The following is a 12060-nucleotide window of genomic DNA, read 5'->3' on the forward strand; positions in this document are numbered from 1 at the left end:
TACGTAAGGGGTTACGTTTGAAAACACTCAATTATGCCTTTTTGAGGGGGAGCCCACAAGAACTAGATCAAAAAAGCACAGCTTTTCCCATCAACCGGAAGACAAAGGTCCTCATTTGGGTAGGCCCGGGGTTAATTAAGGTTATGGGGTTTTGTTTCGTACTTGCTGATCTGGGGAAGATTTTCCTTCCAAAAATAGCAATAACAGGCATCCTATCGTCATCACAATGAGCCAGCCCTGCATAAAAATATTGATGGATCGGCCTAAAAAATAATAGGCATGCTGTTGCCATAGCGCTGTAGAAATCAGCTGGATGTAGTGCCAACATGAACATGTTGCATAAATAAGGCTCATAACAACCAGTAAGGCAAAATAGGCACGTATCCATCTTGCCGTCGCTTTAGGCTTGTGATGCTGTTGATAATAATGCCAAACCATCCAGATCAAGATGGGAAGGGCGAGAACTGAACTGCCAATTTGTAGCAGGTAGTGTAGTGGATAGGTCTGATGGAAAATTTGAATATGATGGCTTAACAGATCGCGAAATGCCCAAGTACGATAATCGACGTGCGTAACACTATCCCACAGCAGATGGGTGATGTTACCGAGTAAAATCGCCACACTGATGCTAAATACAAACCGCAGAAAGTTTTTAAAATTGTGAATTCTTAAAGGATCAGACAAGCTAAATACCTGATAAAGCACTGGACGATAAATCAAATACCAGAGTGCTGAAAATCCGAGACCGATCCATAAATTGGGATGGAGCATGCCTGACCATAAATGAGTGCTATGATCATTTGCTGCGGTAAACAGGCGGAATAGATCCGGAACCATACAGCCGATTGCCAGTGCTGCAATAGGCAAATGACGGCCAGTGATGCGTGACAAGACCGGTGCAAGAACTGTATGAGAAATTGTAAAAGGCATTGAAAAATATAATAAATAATTTTGCTGTAGGAGATGCAACTAGCTTAACCTAAGTTTTTATAATGAAATGTTTTTTATTGCAAAACAAAAGAAATGTTATAATATAACGAAAAATTATCCGATAATGACCGAGTTTTGACCATGTTATTTCCAAAAAGTATGCTGACCCTGTCAATTTTGGCGGCAGCCTCTCAATGGGTATGGGCAGAAGATGCACCCGAAACAACACAACAACTAGAAACGATCCAGCTGACCGCACATCCTTTGGTACAGACAGCAGCAGATTTTGCGGTGGCAGATCATGTCGTTGAACAAAAGACTCTGGCCGAGCGTGCCGCGACCATCGGTGATGCGCTGAGCGATGAACTTGGGGTCTATAGCAATCAGTATGGTTCGGGTTCTAGTCGTCCGGTCATTCGTGGTCAGGACGGCGCACGAGTGAAAGTGTTACAACACGCTTCTGAAACCATTGATGTTTCTACATTGTCACCCGACCATGCGGTGATGGTGGATCCTTTATTGGCGAAACAAGTTGAAATCATTCGGGGGCCATCGACCTTACTCTATGCTGCAGGGACTGTGGGTGGTCTCGTCAATGTTACAGACAATAAAATCCCGACCCAAATGCCTGAAAAAGGTTATGAAGGTACAGTCAACCTACGTTATAACTCTGGTAGTGATGAGAAATTAGCGAGCTTGGGCACGACGGTTGCGCTGGGAGATCAGATTGCCTTACGCGTTGAAGGGCTCAAACGTAAAGCCAACGACTATATTGCACCGGATTACTATCATGAACATGACGGTGAATTAGAAAAAGAACGTCGGGTGGGCAACACCTTTGCAGAAGGTGAAAGTGTCAATCTGGGCCTTTCTTGGATTCATGATCGTGGTTTTACCGGAGTTTCTTATAGCAAGCGCCAAGATAAATATGGCTTGCCAGGACATAGCCATGGCTATCATGGTTGTTATCCAGATACGGATATGCAGTTGCAATGTCCAACTCCAACCGGTGAAGAAGATAATCATGCGGGAGGTCCATGGATTGATCTGGATTCGGAACGTTATGATTTTCGTACTGAATTGAATCAGCCATTTGCCGGTTTTGACAAACTGCGCGCACATGCCAGCTACACCGATTATGCCCATGATGAAAAAGAAGGGCAGACGGTCTCGAGCCGTTTTGAAAGTCGTGGTTATGATGGCCGTTTAGAATTGGTGCATGTGCCCGTTATGGGATGGGAGGGGGTGATTGGTGCCCAGTATGGTCAACAAAAAATTGATCTCAGTGCACCCGATGAACATGAAGCAAATCCAATATTGGATGTAGCTCATGAAGAACATAATCACAATGTGCTGATGGCAAATAGCAAAACGCAAAAATACAGTCTGTTTGGTTTGGAACATAAACAGCTCGGTGATGTCCATGTGGAATTGGGAGCACGTTTAGACCATCAGAAAGTCAATATTGATTCTAAAAAGCAAGATTATAGCGGTACGGGTTTCTCGTATTCGGCTGCGGGTAACTGGGCTTTTGCACCAAACTATAAACTGTCATTAGTGGCCTCACATCAGGAGCGTTTACCTCTTGCGCAAGAGCTATATGCTGACGGTTTGCATTTTGCGACAAATACCTATGAATTGGGCAATGAAAACTTGGATAAAGAGACATCCAATAATCTTGAGCTAGGCCTGCATTATGAGAAAGATAAGCTCGATTATCATGTACATGTCTATCACAACTGGTTTGATGACTATATTTATGCCCAGACACTCGACAAGGAAGATAATTTACGTTTAGTGCAATATACCCAGGATCAGGCACGTTTTTATGGTGCAGAAGCACAACTGGGCTATCAGTTGACTTCGGATTATAAATTCAGTGTTTTTGGTGACTATGTCCGCGGTAAAATTGATAATGATAATGCACCACGTGTACCGGCAGGTCGTCTAGGAGCCAAAGTCGATGCAGATTTTGCTGATGGCTGGTCGGGAATGATGGAGTATTATCATGTGTTTAATCAAGATAAAACCGCTAGCTATCGCACACCTCTCGGTGAGAAAGTCAGTTATGAAGATGAAACACAAGGCTATAACATGCTGAATATGGGCATTTCTTATGCAGGACAGTATGCAGCGAACAATAGCTATCGTGTGTTCCTCAATGCAAACAATTTGCTGGATGACCAGGTTTATCAACATGCATCATTCTTGTCGAATATCCCACAAGTGGGGCGGAATTTTACCGTTGGTTTGGAATTCGTGTTTTAAGTTGAACTGAAAAGTCCATACAATCACCAAATTACCCTTGAAAAATCAACCAATAAAACCTAGCCTGATCGTATCAGGTTAGGTTTTTTGTTATGCGTTTATTTCGACGAATCCAGCAACGTTTAAATTGGTCACGTCGCCATTATTTTGGTGTAATTGGCGCTGTAATCTTGCTTGCCTATCTATCCTCAGCTGTTTATCAAAGCCATAAGCCTTTACCTGAGGGACTGAACCTTACCGGTCCATTACGTCATGCTGATGTGCAATTTTTGGCGGATCAAACCTATCTAGATTATCAGGGGCAACAACAGCATGACCAGCATATTTTTAATGTGGTCTTTCAACTGATTGAACAGGCCCAGAGCACGATTGTGTTGGACATGTTTTTATTTAATGCTGAGGTGGGTAAATCCACCTTGCACTACCGTCCACTGATGCAGCAATTAACGGATGCCCTGATCGCCAAACGACGGCAAAATCCACAGATCGAAATTAAACTGATCACTGATCCGATCAATTCGGTTTATGGGGGGCTGAACCCTGAGCATTATCGGACACTGCGTCAGGCTGGAATTGATGTGATTGAAACAGATCTGACCCCATTACGTGCCTCCAATCCGCTCTGGTCGGGGTTTTGGTATTTATGTTGTCAGGATGTTGGGAATCATCCGGCAAAAGGCTGGTTGCCCAATCCATTCGGTACACATCCGATCACGCTGCGCAGCTATTTGCATTTATTTAATTTTAAGGCCAATCATCGAAAAACTATTGTGGTCGATACAGTTGAAGGGTGGAAAACCTTGGTGACTTCGGCCAATCCCCATGATGGCAGTTCATTGCATTCTAATGTGGCTTTGCTGGTGACTGGACATACGGCTGTGGATGTGCTGAATACCGAACGTGCCGTCGCAGCATTTTCGGGTGCAGATATGCCTGCCGTGATTGTTGGCCATGTTCCTGAAAATCCGACTCTGCCGCAGGTGCAGGTGTTAACTGAAGCTGCAATCTATCAGGCAGTACTCAATCTGCTTGATCATGCTCAGGCGGGGGAGCAGGTGGATGTGGCGATGTTTTATCTTTCCGAACGTCGGGTCATTACTGCCTTAAAACAGGCACACAAACGTGGGGTGAAGTTGCGGGTCTTGCTTGATCCCAACAAGGATGCCTTTGGTCGACAAAAAAATGGTATTCCGAACCGTCAGGTGGCTTCCGAACTCCACGCAAGCGGTATTGCTGTGCGTTGGTGTAATACCCACGGGGAGCAATGTCATAACAAAATGCTCCTCAAACATGGCAAGACGGAAAATGAGCTGATTTTGGGGTCTGCCAATCTCACCGCACGTAACCTGAAAAATTATAATCTGGAAACCAATCTGCGGGTGCTTGGTTCAGCGCAGGCAGCTGTGTTTGTGGATGCTGGTGCCAATTTTGAAACGGCTTGGTCAAACTTGCATGGACGGTTCATTAGTGTGGATTATGCGCAGTATGCAGATGAGTCCAAATTGAAATACTGGCTTTACCGTTTTACAGAGTGGTCAGGCCTCTCCACATTTTAGTCAGGGTGCAAAAATGAATTGAGTTAAACCTGATTTTTTATTTTTTCGATTCAGTTGGCGAAAGCTACTGGTAGTGCTGAGTGTTTCAAATTTTCCATGAAAAAATAATAGGATAGCTGTTTCGTTCTTCATTGTTTCTTCTTAACAAAGCGTTAAACTTTGGACTGAACAAAAACAAGGAGAAATCCAATGAAAAAGGCAGGCATGCTGATTGCACTTTCAATGCTGTTGGGGTCAACTGCGGTGATGGCCGATCGTCACGACGATCATGGCCGTCATGATGGGGGGAAGCAGTACGGTCGTGAAATTAAACATGAACACGATGATGATCATGAGCATGAATATAAAGAGAAACAAAAGTCTAAAAAAGCACCGCCTGCACATGCCCGTGCCTGGGGACATGAGTCACGTCAGTTTAAACAGGGTGATTACCTGCCAAAAGAATACCGCTCTAGTCGTTACTATGTGAATGACTGGGAAACGCGTCAGTTGAGTGCGCCGCCTGTTGGTTATCGTTGGACTGAAGTAGATGGTAAGTATTTATTGGTTTCCATGGCCAATAATGCGATCAGCAAGATTGTTTATGGTCGTTAATTCAAAGGGTTCTGAAGTTGATCGCCTACTCGGGTAATAAAAAGGTCAGTTTACACTGACCTTTTTATTTATTGCATTGGTGGAATCAGTTGGTCGAGCTCTTTGGCGGACAATTGTTCCAACTCACTGAGATCGGTTTTAATTTTCCACTGGTCTGCATCTTCGACTGGATTCGGTAAGCGTGCTTCTAGCCAGTCACATACCACATCTGGGCTAAATTCAGCATGGTTACACTGGATCACCCAAGCCAAAAATTCTTTGGCATCGCCATTCATATAAGGCGGTGGTGAAACCGGGAAAAACTGGGTTGGCAGACGTTCATTGGTCGATAAATAGTTCAACACATGGCCCAATTCCTGTACGGTTTGCCATGCAAGTGGATGTTCAATATCTATATTAAACTTAAACCACCAGGCATGTTGGCCATCGGATCCATGTGCCACGATATTTTTTTCCTGAACACTCGGGACCTTGCAAAAGAACTGATACAGTCGGTCAAAACTTAATTCAGACACAATGATGATCTCATCCTGAAAAATTGCATCTTAGCATATTCTGCATTTAAAGCAGCAGCACCCTATCTGAGGTGGAGGTCTGCCGTCTGTGAAACCATACCCTTAGTCATGTTTGCTGTATTTTTTCTGTGCATTTCTTCTATACTGATCAGATTAAAGCTTGAACAGAATACATCATGATACAGTCAATCTTTAGCCGTACTTTGATTACTCTGCTTACATCATTCACCGTCATGACGGTTTTTGCAGGGACGAGTAACTGGGGAAATTACCGTGGTGTCGAGCGTCCGGTACCTCATGAATATCCCCCTATGCATTCTCATTACCCTGATCATGCTTATCCGCGTTATTGGGGAGATCAGCACTCGCATCAGCGAGGCTATTATCAGTTTCGCTACACGCCCTCCACGGAATATGAATATCGTTATGAGCAGCGTTTCTTTGTAGGAGACCAAGTGCCGTTTCAGTATCGCGACAGTCGTTATTATGTAAATGACTGGGCAGCACATCGCTTAGATGAGCCTCCCGAGGACTGTCGTTGGATGATCATTGAAGGGCGCTATGTTCTGGTCTCGACACCGACTTTTACCATCACCGTGGTACGTTAACGATCTTTAGGGCTTTCGCAGCTTCATCCCGGGGATCCAATTTAGTGCATTTTGATTTTAGGATCGTTTAGTTAAATTACAAATTGTTGCAGTGCAGTGCCTTTTATCCATTATTTCTCCTTATCTGCTGTTTAGACTAGCTTCAAAGGTAAGAATAAGGAATAAGTCGATGAACAAGCTATTTATGCTCGTGGCACTTTCTGGTGCAGTGTTGACTTCTACAGCGGCAATGGCGGATCGTGATGATGATTATGACCACAAACGCTGGGGTTATGAGCATCAGATGAAATATGACCATCGTTATGATAATCGTGACCGTTACGGATATCGTTATGATGATCGTGATCGTTATGGACATCGTTATGAGGATCGTCGTTACAAATACAAAAAGGCACCGCCTCCGCATGCTCGTGCTTGGGGGCATGAATCACGTCGTTTCCAGCGAGGTGATGTGTTACCAAGAGAATACCGTTCTAGCCGTTATTATGTAGAAGACTGGCGTTCACGTGATTTATATGCCCCACCATACGGTTATCGCTGGACGGAAGTTGATGGCAAATACCTGTTGGTTTCTACCGCCAATAACGTGATCAGCCGCATTGTCTATGGTCGTTAAAACTCAATTAAAAAAGCAGGCAAATGCCTGCTTTTTTATTTATGCTGTCTGTTCAAGCTAATTCATCATCTTGTGGACGTGGGGTGAGGTCATGGGGGAGTGGTTTCTCGCTGTGTTTATCCCGAATTACAGATGGGTAATGCCAGGAGGCAAAACGGACCACGAGAATGGCAGCAGCCAGAACCAGAATAGACCCGGTAATGATCACCAGATCCATATCAGCCTTATGATCGTGCTGAATATCGGAGATCAGCAAGCGGGTAAGTGCAGTAATCGCGACATAAATCAGAAAGCGCACAGGCATATGGTTGGTCTTGAAATAAATGCCAACCATGGCGCCCAGTTCCAGATAAATGAACAGCAACAGGATGTCATCAATGCTGGCATACTGTTTGACCGTCAGAATTTCTAACACGGTATGGACCGCTGACCAAGCGACCATACAGCCAATGATAAACAGGGCGATATAGTGAAAGCTTTCAACAGCATAATGACCTAAACGATCCAGTAAAGTTTCAACTTTCTCCACTCGGGTTTTCTCTTCTGACATGACTTGATTCCTCACATAGGGAATGTGACTGCTCAGAAAGAGATGCAAGATTCGTGCACAATTTAGTTTTTAAGCCAAATATGCATAAAAAATGCCTGACGCATCAGGCATTTTAGGGATCAAATTGGATTAATATTGCGCAGTAAAGAAGTCTTCACTGAAGTTCATAATCAGTTCGGAGCCAGCGTTGATTTTGGCGATACGGCTTTCTAGTTCAGGTAATACACGTTCGACAAAGTACTGTGCCAAGGCCAGCTTGTTGCGATAGAACTCACCTGATTGACCCTGAGCAGCCGCTGCAATACGGGCAAACATGTAGGCAAAGCTGAGCAGACCGACCGCATGCAGGAAGTCTACTGCTACCGCATTCGGGAAGTTCGCATCTTCACTGCCTTGTTGAATGATGAACTGGCCGATAGCTTCCACTTCAGTCGCTGCATCGAGTGTTGCATCTTTAATAAAGTTCAGGTCATTGTCGAGACTATTGGCAAAATCACGAATTTCACTAATGTACTCAGCGAGGAATGCGCCTTTATTTTTAATCAGTTTACGGCCGATCAAATCTTGTGACTGGACACCGTTGGTGCCTTCATAAATTTGTGAAATGCGGACATCGCGCACACATTGTTCCAGTCCCCATTCACGGATATAGCCATGTCCGCCAAACACCATTTGTGCATCCAGAGTGGCCTGGAATGCAGTATCGGTCAGATAGGCTTTGGCAATTGGGGTGAGTAATGCTACACGGTCATTGGCTTGACGGATCGCTTCGGCATCGGTCGAGAATTTGGTGATATCGAGCTGTTGTCCTACATAGACGGCAAATGCACGCGTGGCTTCATTGTTAACGCGAACATTCAGTAACATGCGGCGCACATCACCATGCACCAAAATGCTGTCAGCCGGTTTGTTTGGGCTGATCACACCGGTTGCACTGCGACCCTGCAGGCGGTCAGTCGCATACTGGGCTGCGTTTTGATAAGCAAATTCCGAAGCACCTAAGCCCTGAATCCCCATGGATAGACGTTCATAATTCATCATGACGAACATCGCAGCCAGGCCTTCATTTTCCTTACCTACTAGGTAGCCGGTAGCGCCATCAAAATTCATGACGCAGGTGGCGGATGCCTTAATCCCCATTTTGTGCTCAATCGAGCCCGGGCCTACAGCATTACGCTCACCCAGTGAACCATCGGCATTGACCAGGAATTTTGGCACGATAAATAGGGAAATTCCGCGTGAGCCTGCAGGGGCATCCGGGGTTTTGGCCAAAACCAGATGGATGATGTTTTCGGTCAGGTCCTGATCACCGCCAGTAATAAAGATTTTAGTCCCGGTAATGCGGTAGCTGCCATCCTCATTACGTTCAGCTTTGGTTTTGATAATACCCAGATCTGTACCCGCGTGTGGTTCAGTCAGGCACATCGTACCCGCCCATTCACCAGAATAGATTTTAGGTAAATAGGTTTCTTTCTGCTGCTGTGACGCACAGCTGCTGAGCGCCACGCCGGCACCGATGGAAAGTAGGGGATACAGAGTAAAAGAAGGATTGGTGGCCATCAGCATTTCATCGGTCAGAACCGTGAGCATTTTTGGCATACCCTGACCGCCCCACTCAGGATCTGCCCCTAAGCCAATCCAGCCTGCTTCGGCATATTGGCGAAATGCTTCTTTAAAACCAGCCGGTGTGCTGACACTTCCGTTGTGATAGCTTGCACCTTCTTCATCACCGCTACGGTTGAGCGGCAAGGTCACGTTTTGGGCAAATTTGGCCATTTCTTCGAGGATGGCATCTGCAGTCGCCGTATCAAGATGAGCCAGATTTTCATTGGATTGCCAGAATTGTTCCGCGTTAAAAACTTCATTCAAAATGAAACGCATATCCGCAATTGGCGCATTATAAATTGGCATAATTATTCACCGTTCTTACACATCGATGTGTTTGTAATGGAATGAAATGTAATAGAAACCCGTATCTTCGCTGTTCAATTTAGCATTTATTTCATAAAAAAAGGACGATCAAAACTGATCAGTCCTTTTTTTAAATTTACAGCATATTGCCAGTGATTTTTAGAAGGCAAAATGCTCAGCATCCAAAGCCATAATTGGATCAGCACCAGTCAAGATCAGCTCGACATGCGCACGAGTGCGTGGGAGCAATTTCTTGAAATAGAAACGTGCGGTAGTAATTTTGGCCTGATAGAAATCCACCTCTGTGCTGCCAGCTGCCAACTGTCGTTGTGCCACTGCAGCCATACGTGCCCACAGATAGGCCAAGGTGACATAACCTGAATAGAACAGATAATCCACGGCTGCTGCCCCCACTTCCTCTGGATCCTGCTGTGCAGCTGCGGCAATTTTTTGGGTGATGTCAGCCCATTCCTGATTAAGGCTAGTCAACACATCGGTAAATTCACGCATACCCGGCTGTTCTTGCTGTTCTTGCACAAATTGATGAATGATCTTGCCGAAGTCACGAAGCATTTGACCTTTGTTTTGTAAAACCTTACGACCGAGTAGGTCAAGTGACTGAATTTCGGTAGTGCCTTCATACATACAGGAAATTCGGGTATCACGGACGATCTGTTCCATGCCATGTTCAACAATAAAACCGTGTCCGCCAAAGACTTGCATGCCTTTGTTGGCAGCTTCCAGACCGGTTTCCGTGAGGAAAGCTTTCGCAATCGGGGTCAGCAAGGACAACAGATTGTCGGCATAAATCCGCTCTTCTTCGCTTTCGGCTTTTTCGACACAATCTGCATACTGGGCCAGCAAATAGACCAGTGCACGTCCACCTTCAGCAAAGGCTTTTTGTGTCAGTAACATATTACGTACAGCGGGATGCACGATAATCGGATCTGCTTCTTTTTCAGGGGCCTTGGCTCCTGAGAGTGCACGCATGGCCAGACGGTCTTTGGCATAACGCAAAGCCCCTTGGAAAGACAATTCTGTTGCTGCCAGCCCCTGAACGGCTGTACCGATCCGTGCAGCATTCATAAAGGTAAACATACAGTTTAGGCCACGATTTTCTGGCCCTACCAGGAATCCGGTGGCTTGATCAAAATTCAGTACGCAGGTGGCATTGCCATGAATACCCATTTTATGTTCAATCGAGGCACAACGAACCTGATTGCGTTCACCCAGGCTGCCATCGGCATTTACCAGAAATTTAGGCACGATAAACAGGGAGATGCCTTTCGTACCTTTGGGTGCATCAGGTAAACGTGCCAGCACGATATGCACAATATTTTCGGCCATGTCGTGCTCACCAGCAGAAATAAAGATTTTCTCCCCGGAAATTGCATAACTGCCATCGGCATTCGGCTCGGCTTTGGTGCGAATAATTCCGAGATCAGATCCGGCATGGGATTCCGTCAAGCACATGGTGCCAGTCCATTCTCCAGAAACCAGTTTAGGCAAGTAGGTGTTTTTTTGTTGTTGCGAACCGTGATGTTCGAGTGTGCGCATGGCACCATGCGATAATCCCGGATACATACTCCAAGCCCAGTTGGCACTGCCCACCATTTCGGAAATCACGGTGCCGAGCGAGTTGGGTAAAGCTTGCCCGCCATATTCTTCATTGCCGGAGAGAGAAGGAAAGCCCAGTTCAATATATTTCTGGTAGGCTTCTTTAAAGCCAGTTGGCGTGGTTACAATGCCATCATTCCACTGGCAGCCTTGCTGATCGCCAATCTGATTGAGTGGGGAAAGTTCATTTTCACAGAAATCTGCGGCAGCCTCTAAGTATTGATCGACCAACTCACGGCTTACGTTGTCCTGAAATGCCGGGAGTTTGGCATAGTGTGCTTGAGCATCTAAAAGTTCATGCAAAACAAACTGCATGTCACGTAAGGGCGCTTTGTATTGTGGCATATCGGGTTCCTCAATACTGGTTAGACAACCAGCCATATAATCCTAATAAACGATAAACGTGTCAGCGGTGACACATATCTGAGCGATACATTGTGCAATCATTTATACCGCTGAACGGGCAGATGGGCGACTTGTGTTGGTGACTGCAAAGTCAAGGATTTTACAATTTTATTAGGGTGTGTTGACATTTTTAGCTTAAAAAAATAGCGAAGTAGTAAAATCAAATCGCCAAACCCAATTTCACTATTCGCTATGCCTCGTACCATGCTGACAGATCAACACTGGCAAAAGTTGAAAGCTATTTTGCGTAATTTATCTATTCATCACAACTCAAATTTACGTAATTTTATTGAAGCTATTCTCTATAGAATTAGAACAGGCTGCCCGTGGCGAGATATTCCTTCCTATTTTGGTCAGTCAAACTCTATTTTCAAACGTTTTAATCGTTGGTCAAGCAGTGGTAAGTTGCTTAAATTATTCAAATTATTAGCATCACACCCTGATATGGAGTGGATTTTTATTGATGGCTCTTACGTACGTGCTCATCAAC

Annotated in this window: 11 protein-coding genes; 6 read left to right on the forward strand and 5 right to left on the reverse strand. The window is 45.1% G+C overall.

Annotated elements, in window-relative coordinates:
• Positions 1 to 141 precede the first annotated feature (141 nt).
• Positions 142 to 930, reverse strand: coding sequence for a DUF4184 family protein (locus tag PAE54_RS05785; RefSeq protein WP_326518764.1), 789 nt, complete (start codon positions 928 to 930; stop codon positions 142 to 144).
• A gap of 141 nt (positions 931 to 1071) precedes the next feature.
• On the opposite strand from PAE54_RS05785, the gene znuD reads away from it, so the two are divergent.
• The 3 genes from znuD (at position 1072) to PAE54_RS05800 (ending at position 5348) form a co-directional block, all read left to right on the forward strand.
• On the forward strand, positions 1072 to 3198 hold the full coding sequence (znuD, locus tag PAE54_RS05790; protein WP_326518765.1) for a zinc piracy TonB-dependent receptor ZnuD: 2127 nt from the start codon (positions 1072 to 1074) through the stop codon (positions 3196 to 3198).
• Positions 3199 to 3290: 92 nt separating this feature from the next.
• Entirely contained in the window at positions 3291 to 4754 is a 1464-nt protein-coding gene (locus PAE54_RS05795) for a phospholipase D family protein (RefSeq protein ID WP_326518766.1), read from the forward strand.
• Between the two features lie 189 nt (positions 4755 to 4943).
• Complete coding sequence (locus PAE54_RS05800; RefSeq protein WP_326518767.1) at positions 4944 to 5348, forward strand: RcnB family protein; 405 nt, start codon at positions 4944 to 4946, stop codon at positions 5346 to 5348.
• Positions 5349 to 5416: 68 nt separating this feature from the next.
• Here PAE54_RS05800 and PAE54_RS05805 read toward each other — a convergent pair whose 3' ends face one another.
• Positions 5417 to 5863 carry a hypothetical protein gene (locus PAE54_RS05805; RefSeq protein ID WP_326518768.1) on the reverse strand — a complete coding sequence of 149 codons (447 nt, stop codon included), beginning with the start codon at positions 5861 to 5863 and terminating at the stop codon, positions 5417 to 5419.
• Positions 5864 to 6039: 176 nt separating this feature from the next.
• On the opposite strand from PAE54_RS05805, the gene PAE54_RS05810 reads away from it, so the two are divergent.
• A complete protein-coding gene (locus PAE54_RS05810) occupies positions 6040 to 6471 on the forward strand; it encodes an RcnB family protein (protein ID WP_326518769.1) in 432 nt (143 codons plus the stop codon).
• Between the two features lie 169 nt (positions 6472 to 6640).
• Positions 6641 to 7087 (forward strand): RcnB family protein, encoded by a 447-nt coding sequence (locus tag PAE54_RS05815; RefSeq protein ID WP_326518770.1) that lies wholly within the window; start codon positions 6641 to 6643, stop codon positions 7085 to 7087.
• A gap of 52 nt (positions 7088 to 7139) precedes the next feature.
• Here the strand turns inward: PAE54_RS05815 and PAE54_RS05820 are convergent, their stop codons facing one another.
• The 3 genes from PAE54_RS05820 to PAE54_RS05830 form a co-directional block, all read right to left on the reverse strand.
• Positions 7140 to 7637 carry a phosphate-starvation-inducible protein PsiE gene (locus PAE54_RS05820; RefSeq protein ID WP_326518771.1) on the reverse strand — a complete coding sequence of 166 codons (498 nt, stop codon included), beginning with the start codon at positions 7635 to 7637 and terminating at the stop codon, positions 7140 to 7142.
• A 129-nt stretch (positions 7638 to 7766) separates the two neighbouring features.
• Entirely contained in the window at positions 7767 to 9548 is a 1782-nt protein-coding gene (locus PAE54_RS05825) for an acyl-CoA dehydrogenase C-terminal domain-containing protein (RefSeq protein ID WP_273778524.1), read from the reverse strand.
• A 159-nt stretch (positions 9549 to 9707) separates the two neighbouring features.
• The gene (locus PAE54_RS05830) at positions 9708 to 11510 is read right to left on the reverse strand and encodes an acyl-CoA dehydrogenase C-terminal domain-containing protein (protein WP_326518777.1); all 1803 of its coding nucleotides are present in this window, start codon (positions 11508 to 11510) and stop codon (positions 9708 to 9710) included.
• A gap of 252 nt (positions 11511 to 11762) precedes the next feature.
• On the opposite strand from PAE54_RS05830, the gene PAE54_RS05835 reads away from it, so the two are divergent.
• A partial coding sequence (locus tag PAE54_RS05835) for a transposase (RefSeq protein ID WP_326518772.1) occupies positions 11763 to 12060 on the forward strand: 298 nt, incomplete at its 3' end.

Origin of the sequence: Acinetobacter minutum, assembly GCF_035916735.1 — a bacterium.
Taxonomy (GTDB): Bacteria; Pseudomonadota; Gammaproteobacteria; order Pseudomonadales; family Moraxellaceae; genus Acinetobacter.